The sequence below is a fragment of the Pseudothauera rhizosphaerae genome (assembly GCF_004801305.1).
GTDB classification, from domain to species: Bacteria; Pseudomonadota; Gammaproteobacteria; order Burkholderiales; family Rhodocyclaceae; genus Pseudothauera; species Pseudothauera rhizosphaerae.
In genome coordinates this window covers 293,959-316,251 of the sequence record NZ_SSOD01000003.1, presented here as the reverse complement: position 1 = coordinate 316,251, position 22,293 = coordinate 293,959, and the positions used below count along the sequence as shown (strand labels likewise).

The 22,293-nt window shown below is 68.6% G+C and carries 19 protein-coding genes and 1 tRNA gene; 9 read left to right on the top strand and 11 right to left on the bottom strand.

Going from position 1 to position 22,293, the window contains the following annotated elements; translation table 11 throughout:
• Nucleotides 1–3: 3 nt before the first annotated feature.
• From E6O51_RS05265 to rpsB, 6 genes are all read right to left on the bottom strand, one after another.
• Nucleotides 4–831: a phosphatidate cytidylyltransferase gene (locus E6O51_RS05265; protein ID WP_136383914.1), complete on the bottom strand. Its 828-nt coding sequence runs from the start codon at nucleotides 829–831 to the stop codon at nucleotides 4–6.
• Nucleotides 824–1,612: an isoprenyl transferase gene (locus E6O51_RS05260; RefSeq protein ID WP_168735191.1), complete on the bottom strand. Its 789-nt coding sequence runs from the start codon at nucleotides 1,610–1,612 to the stop codon at nucleotides 824–826. Before E6O51_RS05260 ends, E6O51_RS05265 begins: the two co-directional genes overlap by 8 nt.
• 55 nt (nucleotides 1,613–1,667) lie before the next feature.
• On the bottom strand, nucleotides 1,668–2,225 hold the full coding sequence (gene frr / locus E6O51_RS05255) for a ribosome recycling factor (protein WP_136383913.1): 558 nt from the start codon (nucleotides 2,223–2,225) through the stop codon (nucleotides 1,668–1,670).
• Nucleotides 2,226–2,235: 10 nt separating this feature from the next.
• On the bottom strand, nucleotides 2,236–2,952 hold the full coding sequence (pyrH, locus tag E6O51_RS05250) for a UMP kinase (protein ID WP_136383912.1): 717 nt from the start codon (nucleotides 2,950–2,952) through the stop codon (nucleotides 2,236–2,238).
• A 10-nt stretch (nucleotides 2,953–2,962) separates the two neighbouring features.
• Nucleotides 2,963–3,853, bottom strand: a complete 891-nt coding sequence (gene tsf, locus E6O51_RS05245) for a translation elongation factor Ts (protein ID WP_136383911.1) — start codon at nucleotides 3,851–3,853, stop codon at nucleotides 2,963–2,965.
• 82 nt (nucleotides 3,854–3,935) lie between these two features.
• On the bottom strand, nucleotides 3,936–4,694 hold the full coding sequence (gene rpsB / locus E6O51_RS05240; protein WP_136383910.1) for a 30S ribosomal protein S2: 759 nt from the start codon (nucleotides 4,692–4,694) through the stop codon (nucleotides 3,936–3,938).
• A 281-nt stretch (nucleotides 4,695–4,975) separates the two neighbouring features.
• On the opposite strand from rpsB, the gene map reads away from it, so the two are divergent.
• Together map and E6O51_RS05230 are read left to right on the top strand one after the other, a co-directional pair.
• On the top strand, nucleotides 4,976–5,803 hold the full coding sequence (gene map / locus E6O51_RS05235; RefSeq protein WP_136383909.1) for a type I methionyl aminopeptidase: 828 nt from the start codon (nucleotides 4,976–4,978) through the stop codon (nucleotides 5,801–5,803).
• Nucleotides 5,804–5,813: 10 nt separating this feature from the next.
• Entirely contained in the window at nucleotides 5,814–8,402 is a 2,589-nt protein-coding gene (locus E6O51_RS05230; RefSeq protein WP_136383908.1) for a [protein-PII] uridylyltransferase, read from the top strand.
• Nucleotides 8,403–8,428: 26 nt separating this feature from the next.
• On the opposite strand, the gene E6O51_RS05225 is transcribed toward E6O51_RS05230, so the two are convergent.
• Nucleotides 8,429–8,947, bottom strand: a complete 519-nt coding sequence (locus E6O51_RS05225) for a TIGR00645 family protein (RefSeq protein ID WP_136383907.1) — start codon at nucleotides 8,945–8,947, stop codon at nucleotides 8,429–8,431.
• Nucleotides 8,948–9,082: 135 nt separating this feature from the next.
• Here E6O51_RS05225 and E6O51_RS05220 point away from each other — a divergent pair, with 135 nt between their 5' ends.
• The 7 genes from E6O51_RS05220 to E6O51_RS05190 all read left to right on the top strand — a co-directional run bounded on the left by E6O51_RS05220 (nucleotide 9,083) and on the right by E6O51_RS05190 (nucleotide 15,978).
• A complete protein-coding gene (locus E6O51_RS05220; protein WP_136383906.1) occupies nucleotides 9,083–11,464 on the top strand; it encodes a serine/threonine protein kinase in 2,382 nt (793 codons plus the stop codon).
• A 178-nt stretch (nucleotides 11,465–11,642) separates the two neighbouring features.
• A complete protein-coding gene (locus E6O51_RS05215; protein WP_136383905.1) occupies nucleotides 11,643–12,479 on the top strand; it encodes a GGDEF domain-containing protein in 837 nt (278 codons plus the stop codon).
• A gap of 25 nt (nucleotides 12,480–12,504) precedes the next feature.
• Nucleotides 12,505–13,074, top strand: a complete 570-nt coding sequence (locus E6O51_RS05210; RefSeq protein WP_136383904.1) for a slr1658 superfamily regulator — start codon at nucleotides 12,505–12,507, stop codon at nucleotides 13,072–13,074.
• Nucleotides 13,075–13,088: 14 nt separating this feature from the next.
• Nucleotides 13,089–13,433: a slr1659 superfamily regulator gene (locus tag E6O51_RS05205; RefSeq protein ID WP_136383903.1), complete on the top strand. Its 345-nt coding sequence runs from the start codon at nucleotides 13,089–13,091 to the stop codon at nucleotides 13,431–13,433.
• Nucleotides 13,434–13,448: 15 nt separating this feature from the next.
• Nucleotides 13,449–14,993 carry a PP2C family protein-serine/threonine phosphatase gene (locus tag E6O51_RS05200; protein ID WP_211091326.1) on the top strand — a complete coding sequence of 515 codons (1,545 nt, stop codon included), beginning with the start codon at nucleotides 13,449–13,451 and terminating at the stop codon, nucleotides 14,991–14,993.
• 35 nt (nucleotides 14,994–15,028) lie between these two features.
• Nucleotides 15,029–15,796, top strand: a complete 768-nt coding sequence (locus E6O51_RS05195) for a substrate-binding periplasmic protein (protein WP_136383902.1) — start codon at nucleotides 15,029–15,031, stop codon at nucleotides 15,794–15,796.
• Between the two features lie 97 nt (nucleotides 15,797–15,893).
• Nucleotides 15,894–15,978, top strand: a tRNA-Leu gene (locus tag E6O51_RS05190).
• Here the strand turns inward: E6O51_RS05190 and pth are convergent.
• The 4 genes from pth to E6O51_RS05165 all read right to left on the bottom strand — a co-directional run bounded on the left by pth (nucleotide 15,933) and on the right by E6O51_RS05165 (nucleotide 22,286).
• The gene (pth, locus tag E6O51_RS22480) at nucleotides 15,933–17,753 is read right to left on the bottom strand and encodes an aminoacyl-tRNA hydrolase (protein WP_408003397.1); all 1,821 of its coding nucleotides are present in this window, start codon (nucleotides 17,751–17,753) and stop codon (nucleotides 15,933–15,935) included. The genes E6O51_RS05190 and pth overlap by 46 nt on opposite strands.
• Nucleotides 17,754–18,010: 257 nt before the next feature.
• The gene (locus E6O51_RS05175; protein ID WP_136383901.1) at nucleotides 18,011–19,120 is read right to left on the bottom strand and encodes a lipocalin-like domain-containing protein; all 1,110 of its coding nucleotides are present in this window, start codon (nucleotides 19,118–19,120) and stop codon (nucleotides 18,011–18,013) included.
• A 2-nt stretch (nucleotides 19,121–19,122) separates the two neighbouring features.
• Nucleotides 19,123–21,621 (bottom strand): ABC transporter permease, encoded by a 2,499-nt coding sequence (locus E6O51_RS05170; RefSeq protein ID WP_136383900.1) that lies wholly within the window; start codon nucleotides 21,619–21,621, stop codon nucleotides 19,123–19,125.
• Entirely contained in the window at nucleotides 21,618–22,286 is a 669-nt protein-coding gene (locus tag E6O51_RS05165) for an ABC transporter ATP-binding protein (protein WP_136383899.1), read from the bottom strand. The genes E6O51_RS05170 and E6O51_RS05165 overlap by 4 nt, the downstream gene beginning before the upstream one ends.
• Between the last annotated feature and the right edge of the window lie 7 nt (nucleotides 22,287–22,293).

Sequence of the window (22,293 nt, the reverse complement as noted above, 5' to 3'; positions counted from 1 at the left end):
GAATCAGCGAGCATAGCAGAGCGCCGCAAGGCCCACCAGCGGCAGGGTGGACGTCAGGCTGTCGATACGGTCGAGGATGCCGCCGTGGCCGGGCAGCAGCGTGCCGCTGTCCTTCATGCCGGCCTGGCGCTTGAGCAGGGATTCGAACAGGTCGCCGACGATGCTGACCGCGGTGAGGGCCGCGAGTGCCAGCGCCAGCGCCACCACTCCGCCCACCGACCAGGCCGGCGCAAAGAGCTGCCACACGGCGACGAAGCCGTATGCGAGCACGCCGGCCAGCGCGCCCCAGGCGCCTTCCCAGGTCTTGCCGGGGCTGATGGCCGGGGCCAGCTTGCGGCGGCCGAAGGCGCGGCCGGCGAAATAGGCGGCGATGTCGGCCACCCAGCAGATCGCCAGCGCGGCCAGCAGCAGCCAGGGGCCGAGCTGGCGCAGTTGCGCCAGCACCAGCGCGGGCGGCAGCAGCACGATCGCACCCACGGCGACCGCCGCACCCATGCCCTGCACCTGCCACTTGCGGCGCAGCCACAGCGGCACGGCGACGAGCCAGAACACGGCACCGAGCAGGTACAGCCCACCGAGGGCGAACGGCGCCCGCCCGCCCGCCTCGCCCAGCCCGACAACCCAGCCGACGACCAGGCAGAGCAGCCCGAGCAGCACGGCGAACACGATGCGTGGCGTACCAGCCAGGCGCGTAAGCCCGCCCCACTCCCACCCCCCCGCGCCGCAGATCAGCGCGGACAGGGCCAGCCAGGCCAGCGGGGGCAGATAGAAGACGGCGCCCAGCAGGGCGCCCAGCAGCAGTACCGCCGTGATGACCCGTGTCTTAAGCATGGCCACCCGATTCGGCCGCCGACGGGGATTTCTGCAGTTGTTCGCTGGTGCGGCCGAAGCGCCGTTCCCGGCGCTGATAGGAGGCGATCGCCGTATCGAGCGCCTGGGCGTCGAAATCCGGCCACAGCGTGTCGGTGAAGTACAGCTCGGCGTAGGCCAGTTGCCAGAGCAGGAAATTGCTGATGCGCTGCTCGCCGCCGGTGCGGATGAAGAGATCCGGCTCCGGCGCGTAGTTCATCGCCAGTTCGGCGGCGAGCTCGTCCTCGGTGAACTCGCCGCTCCGCTCCGGATGGAGCTCCAGCATGCGGTTGACGGCCTGCAGGATTTCCCAGCGTCCGCCATAGTTGGCGGCGACGGTGAGGGTCAGGCGGTCGTTGGCGGCGGTGAGTTCTTCGGCGCGGCGGATCATGTCCACCAGCTTGGCATCGAAGCGCGACAGATCGCCGATGACGCGGAAGCGGATGCCGTTCTTGTGCAGGCGGTCCACCTCTTTCTGCAGCGAGCGCATGAAGAGCTGCATCAGGAAGGACACTTCGTCCGGGGGGCGGCGCCAGTTCTCGGAACTGAAGGCGAACAGGGTCAGGTAGGCGACGCCGCGTTCCATGCAGGCGCGGATCACTCCGCGCACCGCCTCGACCCCCCGCGTATGGCCGGCCACCCGCGGCATCATGCGCTTGCGCGCCCAGCGGCCGTTGCCATCCATGATGATGGCGATGTGGCGCGGCACGGCGGACACCTCGGGAATCGCCCGGGTGGAGCTGGTGAAGGAGGAATCCGCCATGTAAGCCGCGCGCCCTGGAGAAAGGAAGGAGCCGTTGCAGAACGATCCTGGCGGATCAGATCTGCATCAGCTCCTGTTCCTTCTGCGCGAGCAGCTTGTCGATCTCGGCCACGGAGCGGTCGGTGAGCTTCTGGATCTCGTCCTCGGCGCGGCGCTCCTCGTCCTCGCTGATCAGCTTGTCCTTGACCGCGTCCTTGAGCTGCTGGTTGGCATCGCGGCGCAGGTTGCGCACGGCGACCTTGGCGGTCTCGCCCTCGTGGCGCACCACCTTGGTCAGGTCGCGGCGGCGCTCCTCGGTGAGCGCCGGCATCGGCACGCGGATCAGCTCGCCCTGGGCGGCCGGGTTGAGGCCCAGGTCGCAGTCGCGGATGGCCTTCTCCACCTTGGAGACCATGTTCTTTTCCCACGGCTGCACGCCGATGGTGCGCGCGTCGATCAGGGTGACGTTGGCCACCTGGTTGATCGGCACCGGGGAGCCGTAGTACTCCACCGTCACGTGATCGAGCAGGCCGGTGTGGGCACGGCCGGTACGCACCTTGGCCAGATCGGCCTTGAGCGCCTCGATCGACTTGTGCATCTTGTGTTCGGTCGTTTTCTTGAGTTCGGGGATCATGCTCGAATCCTCAGGAATGAACCAGGGTGCCCTCGTCCTCGCCCATCACCACGCGCCGCAGCGCGCCGGGCTTGAAGATCGAGAACACGTTGATCGGCAGCTTCTGGTCGCGGCACAGGGCGAAGGCAGTGGCGTCCATCACCGCCAGATTGCGGCCGATGGCCTCGTCGAAGCTGATGCGGTGGTAGCGCTGGGCGTCCGGGTCCTTCTTGGGATCGGCGGTATACACGCCATCCACCTTGGTGGCCTTCAGCACGATCTGTGCGCCGATCTCCGAGCCGCGCAGCGCGGCGGCGGTATCGGTGGTGAAGAAGGGGTTGCCGGTGCCGGCGGCGAAGATCACCACCCGCCCCTCTTCCAGATGGCGGATGGCGCGCCCGCGGATGTAGGGCTCGACCACCTGGTCGATGCGCAGCGCGGACTGCACGCGCGCCTCCAGATCGGCTCGGCGCATGGCGTCGGCCAGGGCCATGGCGTTCATCACCGTGGCCAGCATGCCCATGTAGTCCGCGGTGGCGCGGTCCATGCCGCGGGCCGCGCCGCTCATGCCGCGGAAGATGTTGCCACCGCCGATCACCACCCCCACCTGTACGCCCAGGCGGACCACGTCGCCGATCTCGGCGACGATGCGGCTGACGACGTCCTCGTTGATGCCGTAGGCGTCGTCGCCCATCAGGGCTTCGCCGGAGAGCTTGAGCAGGATGCGCTTGTAGGCGGCGGCACTCATGGACGGCCTCTTACTTCTTGGCGGCAGCGGCGGCCTGTTCGGCCACTTCGGCGGCGAAGTCGGTGACCTTCTTCTCGATGCCTTCGCCGACCACGTACAGCACGAAGGCCGCCACCGAGGCGCCACGCGCCTTCAGCAGGGCTTCCACGGTCTGCTTGTCGTCCTTGACGAAGGGCTGGCCGAGCAGGGTCACTTCCTTGAGGAACTTCTGCACCGTGCCTTCGGCGATCTTGTCCAGCATCGCGTCCGGCTTGCCGGCTTCGCGGGCCTTCTCGATGGCGATGCGGCGCTCGGCGTCGATCAGGTCCTGGGACACGCCGGAAGCGTCCAGGCTCTTCGGCTTGGAAGCGGCGATGTGCATGGCCAGATCCTTGGCGAGCTGTTCGTCGCCGCCGACCAGATCCACCAGCACGCCGATCTTGGCGCCGGCATGCACGTAGCTCGCCACGCGGCCCTTGGCTTCGATACGGGTGAAGCGGCGGATGGTGATGTTCTCGCCGATCTTGCCCACCAGCGCGGTGCGGAAGGCTTCGACGGACTGGCCTTCGAGTTCGAGCGCGGACAGCGCCTCGACATCGGCCGGGTTCTTGGCGGCGACCAGCGCGGCGAGCGAGGCGGCGAGCGCGATGAAGTCGTCGTTCTTGGCGACGAAGTCGGTCTCGCAGTTCAGTTCGACCAGCGCAGCCAGCTTGCCGTCGGCCGACAGGTAGGTGCCGACGATGCCTTCGGCGGTGACGCGCGCGGCGGCCTTGGAGGCCTTGTTGCCGAGCTTGATGCGCAGCACTTCTTCGGCCTTGGCCATGTCGCCGCCGGCTTCGGTCAGTGCCTTCTTGCATTCCATCATCGGCGCATCGGTCTTCTCGCGCAGTTCCTTGACCATGCTTGCGGTGATTTCCGCCATGCTAACTCCTGAGATTCCGTTTAAGACTTGCTGACGCCCCGCCGCGGGCGGCGGGGCGTTCGATTCCTGCGCAGGGCGGCGCTCAGGCTTCCTCGCCTGCGCCCGCCTCTTCCTCGACTTCGACGAATTCGTCGCCGCCGGCGGCCACGACTTCCTGCAGCGACTGGCTGCGGCCTTCCAGCACCGCGTCGGCCACGCCGCGGGCGTACAGGCGGATGGCACGGGACGAGTCGTCGTTGCCCGGGATCAGGTAATCGATGCCTTCCGGCGAGTGGTTGGTGTCCACCACGGCCACCACCGGGATACCCAGCTTCTGGGCTTCGGTCACGGCGATCTTGTGGTAGCCCACGTCGATCACGAACAGGGCGTCCGGCAGGCCGCCCATGTCCTTGATGCCGCCGATGGACTTCTGCAGCTTTTCCAGCTCGCGGGAGGCCAGCAGGGCTTCCTTCTTGGACAGGCGCTCGATGGAGCCGTCCTCGATCATGGCTTCCATTTCCTTCAGGCGCTTGATGGACTGCTTGACCGTCTTGAAGTTGGTCAGCATGCCGCCCAGCCAGCGCTCATCCACGTAGGGCATGCCGGCACGGCGGGCTTCCTCGGCAACGATCTCGCGCGCCTGGCGCTTGGTGCCGACGAACAGGATGGTGCCGCGGTTGGCGGCGAGCTTGCGCACGTAGCCCATGGCTTCCAGGTACTTGGCCATGGTCTTTTCGAGGTTGACGATGTGGATCTTGTTGCGCTGGCCGAAGATGTAGGGGGCCATGCGCGGGTTCCAGAAACGGGTCTGGTGGCCGAAGTGGACGCCCGCTTCGAGCATCTGGCGCATCGTGACAGTCATGGTGAAACTCCGAATCAAAGGGTTGAACCTCCGCCCGGCATGGCTGCCGAACACTCGCGTGCTCGCAGCCCGAACCGTCTCGGGAGCTGGTCTGGCCCCCGCCTGCAGACGGACCCTGTCGGTGCTCTGCCGGGCGTGTGGATTTTGCCTGCCGAGGCCGGCAGACAAGAGCGAGATGATAGCACCTGTTCATTGCCGCACTCAAGGCGCAGGGCCGCCCGGATTTGCCCGGAAAGGGCGCATGCGCTAGCCTTCACGCTTTTACGGTTACCCCCGACGAGATGAGCATCACCATCAAGACCCCCGAAGAAACGGAACAAATGCGCACCGCCTGCCGCCTGGCGGCGGAAGTGCTCGACTATGTGGAACCCTTCATCAAGCCCGGCGTCACCACCGCCGAACTCGACCGCCTGTGCCACGAATACATGGTCCAGGTGCAGAACACCGTACCGGCGCCGCTCAACTATGCCCCGCCGGGCTACACGCCCTACCCCAAGGCCATCTGCACCTCGGTCAACCACCAGGTCTGCCACGGCATCCCCGGCGACAAGGCGCTCAAGAAGGGCGACATCGTCAACCTGGACATCACCATCATCACGCCGGAGGGTTTCCACGGCGACACCAGCCGCATGTTCATCGTCGGCGGCGACGGCAGCATCCTCGCCAAGCGCCTGTGCCAGGTGACCTTCGAATGCATGTGGCTGGGCATCTCGGTGGTGAAGCCCGGCGCACGCCTGGGCGACATCGGCGCCGTCATCCAGAAGCATGCGGAAGGCAACGGCTTTTCGGTGGTGCGCGAATTCTGCGGCCACGGCATCGGCCGCAAGTTCCACGAGGAGCCGCAGGTGCTGCACTACGGCAAGGCCGGCACCGGCGTGGAACTGCTGCCCGGCATGATCTTCACCATCGAGCCCATGATCAACGCCGGCAAGGCGGCCATCTCCGAGTTGCCGGACGGCTGGACCATCGTCACCAAGGACCGCAGCCTGTCGGCGCAGTGGGAGCACACCGTGGTGGTCACCGAGACCGGCGTCGAGATTCTCACCCTGTCCGCCGAGTGCCCGCCGCCCCCCGCCTTCGCCGCCCATCTCCTCGCCCCGGCGGCCTGAGGCCGCCGCGATGAACGCTCCGGCGATCTCCATCGACGGCCTGCGCGACGCCATCGCCACCACGCGCGAGCAGCTCGTGCATGGCGGCGAGGCCCTGCGCGCTGCGTATGAAGCGCATCCGCGCACCGCGACCGTGCTCAAGGGACGCGCGCGCATGGTGGACGAGGCCATCGTCCGCCTGTGGCAGAGCTGCGGCCTGCCCGCCCAGGCGGCGCTGGTGGCCGTGGGCGGCTACGGGCGCGGCGAGCTGTTCCCCTGTTCGGACGTGGATTTGCTGGTGCTGCTGCCCGCGCCCGCCGGTGCGGATCTGCAGGCGCGGCTGTCCACGCTGGTCGGCGCCCTGTGGGACGTGGGCCTGGAGATCGGCCACAGCGTGCGCACCCCGGACGAATGCCTAGACGCCGCGGCGCAGGACATCACGGTGCAGACCAACCTGCTCGAAGCGCGCCTGCTCACCGGCAACGCCGACCTGTTCGACGAGTTCTCCGCGCGCTACCGCGAAATGCTCGACGTGCGCGCCTTCTTCAAGGCCAAGCAGCTCGAGCAGGAACAGCGCTACGCGCGCTACAACGACACCCCCTACAGCCTGGAGCCCAACTGCAAGGAGAGCCCGGGTGGCCTGCGCGACCTGCAGATGCTGGGCTGGATCGCCCGCGCCGCGGGGCTGGGGCGCAACTGGCGCGAACTCGCGCGCCGGCGCCTGATCACCGGCGAAGAGGCGGCCGACCTGCGCAGCGTGGAACGCTTCCTGCAGCACCTGCGCATCCGCCTGCACTACCTGACCCGGCGCTCCGAGGACCGCCTGCTCTTCGACCACCAGGAAAAGCTCGCCCGCATCATGGGCATCGAGGCCACCGCGGCCAAGCGCGCCTCGGAGGTGCTGATGCAGCGCTACTACCTGACCGCGAAGAAGGTCACGCAGATCAACACCATCCTGCTGCAGAACTACGGCACCGAGATCTTCGACGACCGCGGCGGCCCGGCCATCGTCATCAACCCGCATTTCCAGGCCGTGCGCGAACTGCTCGACGTCCGCCACGAACAGGTGTTCGAGCAGCACCCCTCGGCCCTGCTGGAATGCTTCCTGATCCTGCAGCAGCGCTCCGAGCTGAAAGGCATGACCGCGCGCACCCTGCGCGCCCTGTGGCTGGCGCGCAAGCGGATCAATGCCGCCTTCCGCGCCGACCCCGCCAACCGCGCGCTGTTCCTGCAGATACTGCAGCAGAAGCGCGGCATCGTGCACGAGTTCCGGCGCATGAACCAGTACGGCGTCCTGGGCCACTACCTGCCGGCCTGGCGGCGCATCGTCGGCCAGATGCAGCACGACCTCTTCCACGCCTACACCGTGGATCAGCACATCATGATGGTGCTGCGCAACGTACGCCGCTTCACCATGGGCGAGCACGCCCACGAATACCCGCTGATGACGCGGCTGATCCTGGCCTTCGAGCGCCACTGGCTGCTCTACGCGGCGGCGCTGTTCCACGACATCGCCAAGGGACGCGGCGGCGACCACTCCAGGCTGGGCATGGAGGACGCGCGCGAGTTCTGTGAACAGCACGGCCTGTCCGCCGAAGACACCGGACTCGTGGTATGGCTGGTGGAGCACCACCTGACCATGAGCCACGTGGCGCAGAAGGAGGACACCTCCGACCCCGACGTGGTGCGCCGCTTCGCCGACATCGTCGGCGACGAACGCCGGCTCACCGCGCTCTACCTCCTCACCCACGCCGACATCCGCGGCACCAGCCCCAAGGTCTGGAACGGCTGGAAGGGCAAGCTGCTGGAAGACCTCTTCTTCGCCACCCAGCGCCTGCTGCGCGGCGCCACGCCCCAGCAGGCCCTGGGCCTGGACGACCGCCTCGAGGACGCCCGCAACATGCTGCGTTTCTACGGCCTGCGCCCGGGCGTCGAGGACGCCCTGTGGGAGCAGCTCGACGCGGTGTACTTCATGCGCCACTCGGCCGAGGAGATCGCCTGGCACACCCGCGTGCTCTACTACCGCACCGAAGCCGACGAGGCGGTGGTCAAGGCGCGGGTGGCGGAGGAAGAGGATGGGGTGCAGGTCATGGTGTTCACCCGCGACCAGGCCGATCTCTTCGTGCGCCTCACCGGCTTCTTCGGCCGCCTCGGCTTCAGCATCCTGGACGCCAAGGTGCACACCACGCGGCACGGCTACGCGCTGGACAGCTTCATGCTGCAGAGCGCCGGCCCGGACACGAACTACCGCGACGTGGTGACCCTCATCGAGCACGAACTGGCCCAGCGCCTGAACCGCCCCGATGCGCCCATCGAACGCCCGGCCGACGGACGCCTGTCGCGCCAGGTCAAGCATTTCCCCATCACTCCGCAGGTGAGCATCCGTGCCGACGAGGCCGGACGGCACCATATTCTGTCGCTGACCGCGGCGGACCGCCCCGGGCTGCTCTTCGGCGTGGCCGAAGTGCTCGCCAGGCACGGCATCAACGTGCAGACGGCGAAGATCGCCACGCTGGGCGAACGGGTGGAAGACACCTTCCTGCTGTCCGGCGGCGGCCTGTCGCAGGAGGCGCAGGTGGTGCGCGTGGAACGCGAACTGCTCGACCGCCTGCACGTCTGACCCGGCCGGAGGCGCCGGCCGGCGCCTCAGTGCCCCTTGCCGCCCAGCCTGTCCATCAGGGCGTACATCACGCCGGAAAAGAGGAAGGTGACGTGGATGCCGACCATCCAGCCGAGGCGCTGATGGTTGATTTCCCCGGTCGTGTGCTCGACGTTCATGAAGGCCTTCAGCAGCTCGATCCCCGAGATCGCCACGATGGAGCCGATCAGCTTGATCTTGAGATCGGAGAAGCCGATGTGCCCCATCCATTCCGGGCGGTCCTGGTGGCCGTGGAGGTCGTCCATCTTGGAGACGAAGTTCTCGTAGCCGCTGAACATGATGATGATCAACAGGTTCATGATCAGCGCGATGTCCACCAGGGACAGCACGCCGATGATCATCTCGCTGCCGGTCGCCGTCATGATGTGGTCGACCAGGCCGAAGATTTCCTTGGCGAACTTCACCAGCAGCACCACCATGGCCAGCACCAGGCCGAGATAGATCGGTGCCATCAGCCAGCGGCTGGAGAACAGCAGGTGTTCGAATGCGTTTTCGATGCGCTTCATGAGTGCTTCCACTGAGAATTCCGGGGCGCGGGGATTCTAGCCGCAATCGGCGGCTTTTTCGCGCTGGACCGTTTCGCACATTTGTAATACGTTGCACGGCTGCAGGCGCAGGCCGCCGGACCACGACAGAGCACCATGGGCGAAAGCATCGGCCGTTTCGAAATCAGGAAGGAACTGGGCCGCGGAACCCAGAGCGTGGTCTATCTGGCCTTCGATCCGCACCTGGAGCGCGAGGTCGCGGTCAAGACCATGCACTTCGCCGAAGCCAGCGACCGCCAGAACGTGGATCTGCTCGCCGAGGCCCGCATCGTCAGCAAGCTGCGCCATCCCGGCATCGTGCCCATCTTCGAGGCCGGCGAACAGGGCGGCGACCTGTACCTAGTGTTCGAGTACGTCCCCGGCGAGAGCCTGGCGCGCCTGACGACGCGCGAAGGCCCCCTGCCCGCTCCGCGCGCGGCCGCGCTGATGGCCGACATTCTCGCCGCGGTCGCCCATGCCCACAGCGAAGGGGTGATCCATCGCGACCTCAAGCCGAGCAACGTGCTCATCGACGGCGGCGGCACGCCGCGGGTGATGGATTTCGGCATCGCCCGGCGCGTGGACCGGGGCGGGGGTACGCCCGGGGAGTTCTCCGGCACGCCCTCCTACATGGCCCCGGAATACGTCTCCGCGCGCACCGTGAGCGAGCAGACCGACGTCTTCGCCGCCGGCCTGATCCTGATCGAAATGCTTACCGGACGGCGCGTATTCCAGGGCGCCAGCGTGCAGGCGATCATGGACCGCATCGCCGCGGCCCCGGCCGCCCTGCCCGCGGACGTGCACGTGGACGAACGCCTCGCCGCCATCGCGCTGCGGGCGGCGGCCCACGACCCGGCCGACCGCTTCCGCAGCGCCGGGGAGTTCCGCCAGGCGCTGCTGGCCTACCTCGCGCCGCCGGAGACGGAAGCCGCCAGGGGCGAAGCGGCGCAGAGCACGGTAGACTTCCTGCTGCGCCGCATGCGCCACAAGAGCGATTTCCCGGCCCTGTCGGAATCGGTCAGCGCCATCAACCGCATCGCCTCGGACGAGACCGAGTCGATCAACAAGCTGTCGCTGACCATCCTGCGCGACTTCTCGCTCACCAACAAGATTCTGCGCCTGGTCAATTCCGCCCACTTCCGCCAGGCCGGCGGCGGCAGCATCAGCACCATCTCGCGCGCGGTGATCGTGCTGGGCTTCGACGCGGTGCGCAACATCGCCATCACCGTGCTGCTGTTCGAGCATCTGCAGGACAAGGCCAACGCCGGCCAGCTCAAGGAAGAGTTCCTGCGCGCGAACCTGGCCGGCCTGCTCGCCAAGGACATCGCCGCGCTGCTCGGTACGCGCGACCTGGAACAGGCGTACATCTGCGCCGTCTTCCACAATCTGGGCCGCCTGCTCGCGCAGTTCTACTTCCCCGAGGAATCGGAGGAGGTCCGCAACCTGATCGTACAGAAGGGCTGCACCGAGACGACGGCCGCCCAGCGCGTGCTCGGCATCGGCTTCGAGGAACTGGGCATCGGCATCGCCCGCAGTTGGGGCTTCCCGGCGCTCATCGTCAACAGCATGCAGCGACCGCCGGCCGGCACCGTGCGCCCTCCGCGCACCCCGGAAGAACGGCTGCGCACCCTGTCGGCCTATTCCAACGACCTGTGCCAGGCCATCGCCACGCTGCCGCCGCACGAACGGGACAAGGAACTGGCCCGCATCAAGGCCCGCTACGGCGAAGGCCTCAAGGTGGAAGACAGGAGCCTGCAGGAGTGCATCGCCCGCTCGATCGGCGAGATCACCGACTTCGCCCAGATCGTCCGCATCAACCTCCGCCAAACCCAGTTCGGCCAGCATCTGCGCCGCTACGCAGGCAACGGCGCGGCCGAGCCGCCCACGATACTCGGCGACGCGGCGCTCGCCGACGCGGTGCTCGGCCACGAGTCGCCGGTGGGCCTGGACACCGACGACTTCTCCGGCGCGGGCCAGAAGGCCGTCGATGCGCAGGCCGTGCTGACCGCCGGCATCCAGGACATCAGCAACACGCTGGTGTCGGACTTCAGGCTCAACGACATCCTGCGCATCATCCTCGAAACCATGTACCGCGCCATGGGCTTCCGCCGCGTGCTGCTGTGCATCAAGGACGCCCGCAGCGACACCATGCTGGGCCGCTTCGGCTTCGGGCCGGAGGCCAACGAACTCGCGCGCAGCTTCCGCTTCACGCTGAAGTTCACGCCGGACATCTTCCACGCCGCCACCTCCAAGGGCGTGGACATCCTGATCAGCGACATCGACGACATCAAGATCGCGGACCGCATCCCGGACTGGTACCGCAAGGCGTCGTCGGCCAGGACTTTCGTGCTCTTCCCGCTCACGGTCAAATCCAACCCGGTCGCGCTGATCTATGCCGACAAGCAGCATGCCAACGAGATCGTGATCACGGAAAAGGAACTGCAGTTGCTGCGTACACTGCGCAACCAGGCGCTGCTCGCCATCAAGCAGTCCACATAGGAACTACGTCACGGTCCACATCAGAGTTGCGCGTGGAACGCGCTTGCGGCATGCCGTTTTGTCATGGAAAATCGCCGGGCAGACAAGCATTTACGCCTCTTCCGCGGCGTATCGGCCGTCTGCATGCACGTCCGGCACCCCCACACCAAGCGAACAACAACAAGCCCCCTCTCGCTTCATGCCCGGCCCCGCCCCCTACGTGAAGGTCCTCGACATCGAGCAGACGCTGGCCGAGCTGCAGGAGATGGTCGACCACCTGCAGCAGGAGCGCAACGACCTGGAGATCGCGCTGACCACCGCGATCGAGCACGGCGACGCGATCGAATCGCAACTGGAGACGGCCAACCGCCAGTTGCAGCAGGAAGTGCGCGAACGCCTGACGGTGGAAAGGCAGTTGCGCGACCTGGTCGCCACCATCACGCAGAAGAGCCGCGACCTGGAAGTGGTGCTGCAGACCATTACCGAGCACGCCGACCAGATCGACCTGCAGTGGCTCGGCCGCTACATCGAAGCGGAAAACGACGCGCGCCAGGACTCGCTCACCGGGCTGGCCAACCGGCGCATGCTCGACGAGGCCATCGCCCGCGAATGGAAGCGCGCCCGGCGCGAACAGCAGCCGCTGTGCATGCTGGTGTGCGACGTGGACCACTTCAAGGACTACAACGACCGCTACGGCCATCCCGCCGGGGACGACTGTCTGCGCGCACTGTCCGAACTGCTGCGCGGCGTGCTGCGGCGCGAGGGCGACCTCGCCGCCCGCTACGGCGGCGAGGAATTCGTGCTGCTGCTGCCCAACACCGATCTGGCCGGCGGCCGCCTGGTCGCCAATCACATCATGGAACGGCTGTCCGGCACCCCGCTCCTGCATGAAGGTTCGCCCTTCGGCGTGCTCACGCTGAGCATCGGCGTGGCCGCCTGTCTGCCGCAGGACGACGACCAGGGCACGCTGTTCGCGGAAACCGACCGCCTGCTCTACCTTGCCAAGCAGCAGGGCCGCAACCGGATCGCAGCATGAGACCCCATCGACCAGGAGCACACCGATGACCGAAGACTTCGGCCACTTCGTCGATATCCGCCCCGGCCGGGACGCCGAATCGCTCAACCTGTCGTTCTGGCCCGGCCATCTCCCCCTCAAGCAGCGCTGGCGCAACAACGGCCTGTCGGCCGATTTCCTGGGCGACTACGTCACCACCTTCTTTCCGCTCGATGACGACATCCCCGAAACCCGCCACCGCCAGGCGGAAATCCGCGGCGCCGTGAGCTACATCGCCAACGAACTGCTCGAGAACGCGATGAAGTTCCACGACGCGGGCCAGCCCGAGCCGATCACCATCCTCAGCCTGGACGACGAGCAGATCGTGTTCCAGGAAAGCAACGGCGCCAGCGCCGACAACGCCGCCGCCTTCCGCGCCTTCATCGCCCGGCTGCGGGAGGCCGACCCCGGCGAACTGTACCTGGAGCAGCTCGAACGCAACGCCCTGTCGGAAGACACGGCCGGGCTCGGCTACCTCACCATGATCAACGACTACGGTGCCGAACTGGCCTGGCGCTTCGAAGCCGGCCACGACGGAGGCTACCGCGTCATCACCCAGGTCACCCTGAAATTATGATGGAGCACGTGCAGATGAAGTCACTCGAAGGCGACGGCTACAAGGTCGATTTCGACAGCGGGGACAGCAGCATCCGGCTCGCCGGCTCGCTGCGTCTGGGCGGGCTCAGCGAATACGCCCCCATTTCGCAACTGCTGGACGAATCCCTCGACGGGCGCTCCACCCTCACCGTAGACCTCACCGGACTCGAGTTCCTCAACAGCTCGGGCATCGCCACGCTGTCCAAGTTCGTCATCAACGCCCGCAACCGCAAGGACTGCGCGCTGACCATCCGCGGCTCCAACGCCATTCCGTGGCAGGGCAAGTCGCTCAACAACCTCAAGCGCCTGATGCCAGCGCTCGAACTCGTGTTCGACTGAGCCCGACCCCCAGCCGTGAGCGCCCCCGACTCCGCTGCCCGCACCGCCGGCGAGCGCACCCCGCTCATGCACGGCCTGACCTTCCGTCAGGCGGCGGCCACCCTGCTCATCGTGCTGCTGCTCGGCCTGCTCGCCGGGGCGATCGAACTCTACTCGGACTGGAAGTCCATGCGCGCCGAGATCCGCGCGCAGACCGAGCGCACGCTGCAGCTCGTACACGGTCCCGCTGCGGAAGCCGCCTATCTGTTCAACGATCAGTTGGCCGCTCAGGTGGTGGACGGCCTGTTCGCCTATCACGAGATGAAGCAGGTCGTGCTGCGCGACAACTTCGGCAAGGTCATCGCCCAGCGCGACCGCGAGGACGGCGCCCCCGCCGGCGCCCTGGTGCATTTCCTGTTCGGCGACATCACCGCCTACGGCATCGCGCTCAAGCACGGCAGCGCCCCGACCGGCGCCAACGACGTCGGCCGCCTGGAAGTGGCGCTCGACGCCGGCGAGATCGCCGCCAGCTTCAACCAGCGCGGCCGCGTGCTGGTGGCGGTGGGGCTGGTCAAGGCGCTGGTGATCTCCGCGCTGGTGGTGCTGATCTTCTACTTCATGATCACCCGCCCGCTGCTCGCGCTGCACGCCGCCATCACCCGCATCGACCCGGCCCGTCCCGGGGCCTGGCCCAGGCCCAGCCTGCGCGGGCACCAGCGCGACGAACTGGGCCAGATCGTGCACAGCCTGGACGAACTGATGCAGGCCTTCCAGCGCGGCCTGGAACAGCGCGACCGCGCCCGTGACGAGAACACCCGGCTGGGCGCGGAGCTCGACGTCTCGCGCCGCATCCAGCAGATCCTGCTGCCCTCGCGCGCCGAGCTGGACGCCATCGAATCCCTCGACATCGCCACCTACATGGAACCGGCCAGCGAGGTCGGCGGCGACTACTACGACATCCTCAGCCATGCCGGCGGCGTGCGCATCGGCATCGGCGACGTCACCGGCCACGGCCTGGAGAGCGGCGTGGTGATGCTGATGACGCAGAGCGCGGTGCGCACCATGCTCACCGCCCGCGAAGAGGACATGGTGCGCGTCATGGACGTGCTCAACAGCACCATCTACAACAACGTCCAGCGCATGGGCTGCGGCAAGAACCTCACCCTGGCCCTGCTCGACTACCACAGCCTGCACGACGGCGCCGCGCGCGGCCGGCTGCGCATCAGCGGCCAGCACGAATCGGTGGTCATCGTGCGCCGCGACGGTCAGGTAGAAATCATCGACACCGACAGCCTGGGCTTCCCCATCGGGCTGATCGAGGAAGTCGCCGAATTCGTCGGCGAAATCCGCCTCGACCTGCACCAGGACGACGTGGTGGTGCTCTACACCGACGGCATCACCGAGGCCGCCGACGAAGCCCATCGCCTCTACGGCCTGGAGCGCCTGGCCGGCCTGGTCGCCGCCCATCACCGCGACAGCGCGGAAACCATCAAGGACGCCATCGTGGCCGACGTCAAGCGCCACATCGGCAGCCAGACCCTGTACGACGACCTGACCCTGGTGATTCTCAAGCAACGCTGAACACGCCCTCCACTCCCCCTTCGCCCGAGGTTTCCATGCCCACTGCCCGCACTGCCTTCCGCACCCTGCTCGCCGCAGCCGCATTCGGCCTCGCCCTGGGCAGCGCCCACGCGCAAGACCGGTCGCTCGAAGAGCTGCAGTGGATCAGCGAGGAATACGCGCCCTACAACTTCAGCGAGAACGGCGTCGCCAAGGGTATCGCGGTGGACGTGCTGGTGAAGATGTGGGAAGTGCTGGGCGTGCCGCGCAGCGCCGCCGACGTGCGCATCCTGCCCTGGGCGCGCGGCTACCGCATGGCGCAGGAGCAGCCGGGCACCTGCCTCTTCTCCATGACCATCACCCCCGAGCGCCGCCAGCTCTTCGCCTTCGTCGAGCCGCTGGTGGATACCAGCGTCACCATCGTCGCGCCGACGGCCAAGCAGCTCCGCGTCGCCGCCGCGAAGGACCTCGACGCGCTCACCATCGGCGTCGTGCGCGACGACATCGGCGAGCAGGCCCTGCACAGCGCCGGCATCAAGAGCGCCCTGGTGCGTACCGATTCGGCCCGCAGCCTGGTGCGCATGCTCGAAGGCGGCCGCTTCGACGCCATCTCCTACGGCCTGGATACCGCGCTGTGGAACATGAAGCTCGAAGGCATCGACACCGCCGGCTACAAGGCGGTCTTCACGGTGCGCGAAGGCATCATGGGCTACGCCTGCCACAAGGACATCGACCCCGCCCTGCTCGCCCGCCTGCAGGGCGCGCTCGACAAACTGCTCGCCGACGGCTCGGTCGAACGCATCAAGCGCCAGTACCTGCGCTGAGCTTCCGGCCACGCACGGCAGGTGGCCAGGTTTCATCCGGCGGCCCACTGCTGCTAGACTCGCGAACCCGGGTCCGGATGACCCGGTGCGAAGTGCAGCCTCGGTGGTGAAATTGGTAGACACGCTTGACTTAGGATCAAGTACCGAAAGGTGTGGGGGTTCGAGTCCCTTCCGAGGCACCACGACATGCCGGCCTGCTGGCCCACAGCATCTCGCCGAGCATGTCGCTTGCGCGTGAAAGCCCCTTGCCCAGGCTGTTCCTTTCCGATGGGGCAAACGGCACGAGCACCAGCAGCCTGGCTTCCTCGTGCTCCCCGTGCCGCCTCACGCCCACCCGTATCCGCCGGAACTGTCCGCTCCCCAGGCTGCCGATGACCGAGCGGACGCCCTTGTGCCCCGCATCCCCGCCCTCGCGCTTGAGACGCACCTCCCCCAGCGGGAGATCCATGTCGTCGTGCACCACGATCAACTGATCGACGCCCGCACCATGGCGTTCCAGAAAACTCCGCACCGGCTCGCCGCTGCGGTTCATGCTGACGCCCGGCTTGAACAGCAGAACGGTTCTCCCGTTGCCTGTGATCAGGCTCAGTTGCCCCTCCGGTCCCGCTTCCCAGAACCCGCCGGCCCCGGCGGCGAGTTGATCGCAGATCCGGTAACCCACGTTGTGCGGCGTGTCCGCATACTTCGGCTCCGGATTGCCGAGGCCGACCACCACCACTAGTCCGGCGGGGTCGGGGACTTCACGGCCCGGCGGCGGCACGGCGAAGCCTCGATCAGTTCCGGCTCGCACGGGAGGCGCCGAAGCTGCCGCGTAGAGTTGATCACAGACTCCGCAGAAGTTGCTTCTTCCGCATTTTTCCTGCCAGCAAGCGATTCGACGCTCGCGGTCCAGGACCAGGCGGACCAGGTGGTCCGTCTTGTGCGAACCCTTGAGCAACACGAGATCGCCCGGCCGCAGGGCGGAATGGAGATACTCCGAGGCGTCCCGCAAGGAAGGGAAGGCACGGAGCTGCCGCGATGGATCGTCCGTCCCGGCCTTCAGGGCCCGCAAGGCGTGGGGTCCCACGAACACGACCAGTTGCCCGATCTCCAGGGCCTGGCGTGCGACCTTGGGATACAGCTTGGACGCCGACAGGGAGTAGTCCGACAGCGTGCCGATGACCAGCACCTTGCGCACGGCCTGCGCATCGCGCATGAATTCGAACGGCGCCTGGATGGACCACAGGGGCGCCTTCCAGTCGTCGCGAACGAAGACGACACCGTTGGAAGACCGCACGATCTGCATCCTCCCCTCGGTGGACCCGACACACATCAGCCCCGGGATCGCTTCTTCCAGGGGAATGCCGAGGGCAATGGCCACGCCCAGCGCGGAGAGCACCGAAAGCGCCAGTTGTCTGCCGTTCAGCCGGGTGGTGACGGTGTAGGCGATCCCCCGGTATTCCACGTCGAGGGTCAGCGGCTCCGGCCAGTTCGAGCGCACACGCAGGAGTCTCAGCGTGGCGCCCTCGGCCTCCCCCACCCAGATCACCCGCCGTCCGCATCGCTCTCCGATGGCGCGGACCAGCGGATCGTCGATGTTGAGGACTGCCGTTCCATCGGGAGGCAGGCTTTCCACCAGCTTGCCCTTTTCCCGGGCAATGGCCTCGACGCTCTTGAATGCGCTGAAATGGTCCCGGGCCACCATTGTCAGCACCGCCACCCGGGGTCTGGCCAGCCGCAGCGGAAGATCGAGATAACCGGGCTCGCCTGCGGAAAGCTCGACGATGCAGAAGCGGTGTTCGGGACCGATTCCGCGGACGGTCTCGGCCACGGCATCGTGCTCGTTCTGGGAACGTCTCGAGCTGTGGACAGGGGCGTGCCCGGCAAGGATGGCGGCGCACAGATCCTTCGTGGTCGTCTTCCCGGCACTGCCGGTGATCCCCACGACGGTGACCTGTCCGCGGGCACGGCGATTCATGAAGGCCAGGGAGAAGCGGACGTAGCGGCGCGCGAGCACCTTGGTCCTCGCGAACGAATGCCCGATTCTTCCGTGAATGGCGGACCAGGTATGCCCCACATGCGCAAAGCCCATGCTCTCCCTCCCGTCCCCCATGTCGAGGGTGCCAGCCTGTCCATCATAGGCATCGCAAACGGGAGTCGTCACCGGACCAATGGCGCGAACAAGTGCAACTTTTTGTGCAGGCACCGCGACCGCGGGCGGCGCATCACAGCCGCCTACATCCGCAGCCGCTCCGCGTAGCCGGTCATCTCCAGGTAGCCGCGGCCGATCTCCCGCCCCCCTTCCAGCAGGCGCACCGCCCCTTCCCAGTACACCGCGCCGGTAGAACGCCGGCTGTCCAGTTCCTGGTCGTCCATCAGCGGCTGGATTTCCAGCGTGCGGGGAGCGGCCCCGGCCGGGTTCAGCTCCAGCCGCCACGTCACCGCGTAGTCCGCCCCGGTGCGCGACGAGCGCCAGCGCCGCAGCGGCGTGAAGCGCAGTTCCTGCGGCGCCAGGCTGCGCTGGCTGCCGTCCGCGGCACGCAGGGTGCCGCCGGCCCAGCGCGGCTCGCCCTGCTCGTCGCGCATGCGGAAAGCCATCAGCGCCCCGCCGTCGTGCAGGTTGATGCCCAGCCAGTCCCAGCCGCGCACCCCCTCCGGCATCAGTTCGCTGGACCATTCGTGGTCCAGCCACGCCCGCCCGCTCACTTCCCGGTCCTGCCCGTCCACGCGCAGGGTGCCGCGCGCAGCCAGTTGGGGGCGGCTGTAGTAATGGCTGGCATGCCTGGGATCGGCATCCTTGCGGCTGAAGCCGGCCTCTCCGTTGAGCATCGGGGCGGCGGTCGGATCGAAGCGCAGGTCGAAAGCGAAATCCTCGCCGGCGGCACGGGCGAGGTAGTGGTCGCCCTCCCAGGCAATCGACCAGTCGCCCACCCAGGCATGGGTGCGGCCGGTCTCGAACCCCACCAGCGGCGGCAGCGCCCGTGCGGCCCGTTCTGCATGCAGCAGGCGGCCGGCCTTGGGGTCGGCCACCGCGGCGTGGGCCAGCACCAGCTGGCGCGGCGCGAAGCGGCTGGGGTTGCCCTCGCCAATGCGGGTGCGTACGCGGAAGAAGGTGATCTGGAAACCGCGCTCGATACCCTCGCCGTCGGCGAGCCAGCCGGTGACGTACCACCACTCGGTGCGAAAGGCCGGGTGTGCGCCGGTGTCGGCCGGAAACTCGATGGCGCGGCCCGGCAGCACCGGCGGATAGTCGGCCGGCAGTTCGTCGGCGAAGGTTCCGCCCGCCAGCAGCGCGAACGCGGCGCAGGCGACGGCGGCCAGGCGGCGAATCCAGCGCGCCGCCATGCCTACCAGTCCTCCCGCACCGCCAGCACCGCCGGGCGGCGCATCGCGTGCGCCCCCGCCAGCCGGGCGGCGAGCGCGGCCAGCGCCACCAGCACCGCTGCGAACAGCGCCAGTCCGCCGGCCGGGACGCTCATGTCCATGCTCCAGTGGAAGCTCTGGCGGTTGACCACCTCCACCAGCACCCAGGCCACCGCCGCCCCGGCAGCAAGCCCCACCGCCACGCCCAGCGCCGCGGCCAGTGCCCCCTCCAACGCCAGCAGGCGGCCGATCTCGCCCCGCGTGAAACCCAGGTGGCGCAGCATGCCGAACTCGCGCCGGCGCGCGGTGGCCAGCGCGGCGAAGCTGGTGGCGATGCCGGCCAGGCCGATCAGCACCGCCGCCGCTTCCATCAGATAGGTCACCAGGAAGCTGCGGTCGAAAATCTCCAGGCTGCGGGCGCGCACCTCGCCCGTGGTGGCGACGCGCACGGTGCGCTCGCCCAGCGCCGCCACCGCGGCCTGCGCCACGGCGGCGGGGTCCGCCCCGGGCCGCAGGCGGATCGCCAGGTCGTTGGCGCGGTGGTCGCCGCCGAGGGCCTGGTACACGGCCAGATCCACCGCCACCGCGCCGTGCTGGCGCGCGTAGTCGCGCCACACACCGGCCACGCGGAAGCGCTGCAGGCGGCCCGCCATCGGCACCGCCAGTTCGTCGCCGGTGGCGAGGCCGAACAGGTCCACCATCGCCTCGGAAATCCAGGCCTGCGGCAGGTCGTCCGGCGGGACGGCGATGTGGCCCTCCACCAGCGGCAGGTCGCCCTCGGCGCGGATCGTGCGCGCCAGCAGCGTGACCGGCGCCCGCTGCCCGTCCAGCCGGATCTGTTCGAAGCGGATCGGCTCCACGGCCGCCACCCCCGGCAGCGCCGCCACCGCGGCCACCGTGTCCTCGTCCAGATAGCCGCTCGCCGCCGAAGACGAGGCCTGCAGGTAGAGGTCGGCCGGCAGCATGCGCGCCAGCCAGTCGTCCAGGGACAGGCGGAAGGAATTGACCATGATGGCCATCGCTGCAGCCAGGGCCACGCTGGCAACGACCGCCGCGCCGGCCACCACGGTCTGCCCCGGCGCGGCGGCCAGCCGCGCATGGGCCAGGCGCCACAACACGGCACGCCCACGGGCCAGGACACGCGCCACTGCGGCCGTCACGCCGGGCAGCGCCAGCACGGCAGCGGCCAAGATGCAGGCCACCGCCGCGTAGCCCGCCACCGGCACCCCGCCCAGGGCCGGCAATCGGCTCAGAACCGCCGCAGCCAGCGCACACGAAAAAGCAGCGACCCAGCGCGGACGCGCATCCAGCCCGGCCTCGTCGGCTGCCCGCAGCGCGCGGGCCGGCACCAGGGCCGCCGCATCCCGCGCCGGCACCCAGCTCCCGGCGACGCCGGCGGCCACGCCCAGCGCCGCATAGGCCAGCGCCGGCAGCGGCTCGAAGCGCAAGGCTGGGCGCAGACCCTCGAAAAAGCCCGCACCCAGATCGCCGCCCACGAGGCGGAAGGCCAGCGCCGCCAGCCCATGCCCCAGCGCCACGCCGCCCAGCCCTCCGAGCAGGCCCAGCGCCGCGCCCTCGGCCAGCAGGCCGCGCTTGAGGCCGCTGCGCTCCAGGCCCAGGGCGCGCAGGAAGGCGAATTCCTGCCGCCTGCGCGCCACCGCCAGCATCTGCGTGGAGAACACCAGAAAGGCCCCGGTGAGCAGCGCGATGGCCGCCAGCATGCCCAGATTGACCCGGTAGGCGCGGGACAGGCCGGCCACCTGGGCGGCGGCGGCCTCCGGCGCCAGCAGTTCCACACCGGGCGGCAGCAGCGCGGCCAGGCTGCGGCGCGCCTCCTCGCGGGCCACGCCGGGCGCCAGGCGCAGGTCGATGCGGGTGAGCAGGCCGGGACGGTCGAAAAGCTGCTGGGCCGCGGCGATGTCCATCACCCCCAGCGCCTGCCCCGCCCCGGCACCCGGCACGCCGCCCGAAACCGTCAGCGCATGCTCGACCACACCACTCTGCACGGCCAGCACGTTCCCGGGGGCAAGACCCAGTTCGGCGCTTGCCGCGGCGCTGAGGAAGATGCGCCCCGCTTCCAGCGCCGCGAACTGCCCCACGCCCTCGGCCGGCACCGGCAGCAGCGCCGGCTGCACGCCGGGCAGGCGGAAGATGTCCGCGCCCAGGATGCGCAGGCTGCCGTCGCGCCCCGGCAGGCGGGCTTGTACCTCCAGCAGCGGGCTGGCCTCGGCCACTTCGGGGCGGGCGGCGAGTGCGAGGTAGAGCGCGTCGTCGAAGCCGCCGCGGGGCCCCAGCACCTGCAGGTCGGATTCGCCTGCGAGCAGGCGCAGTCCGCGGCCGAACTCGTCCAGCGCGGCGTCGTGGATCAGTTGCACCGCCAGGCCCAGCGCCACGCCCAGGGCGATGGCGGCCAACGACAAGGCGGTCGCCAGCGGCCGGCGCCGCAGGCTGGCGAGGAAGAGACGGCGCAGGGCGGCGCTCACGGTTCCGGCGCCAGGCCGCCGGCGGTGAGGCGCAGCACCCGGTCGGCGCGCGCCGCGGCAGCGGCCGAATGGGTCACCAGCACGCCCGCCGCGCCCGCTTCGCGTACCGCCTCCAGCAGCAGCTCCAGCACCGCCGCGGCACGGCCGGGGTCGAGATTGCCGGTGGGTTCGTCGGCCAGCACCAGGGCCGGCCGATGCACCAGCGCGCGGGCGATGGCCACGCGCTGCAGTTCGCCGCCCGACAGATGGCGGGGCCAGTCGTCGGCGCGCGCGGCGAGGTCCACGCGCGCCAGCATGGCCCCGGCGCGCTCCCGCGCCTCGCCCTCGGCCACGTCCAGCAGCCACAGGGGCAGCGCCACGTTCTGCGCCAGCGTGAGGTGCGGCAGGATGTGGAAGGCCTGGAACACGAAGCCGTAGCGGCTGCGCCGCAGGCGGGCGAAAGCGTCGTCGTCCAGACCGGCGAGTTCCCGCCCTTCCAGGCGGATGCTGCCACTGTCCACCGATTCGAGTCCGGCCAGGCAGTTGAGCAGCGTGGACTTGCCCACCCCGGATTCGCCGACGATGGCCACGCACTCGCCGGCGGCGACGTCGAGATCCACGCCCTCGAACAGGGCGGCAGGTGCGGCGGGGTCGAAACGTTTGGCGAGACGGCGGATTTCGAGCATGGGAGAG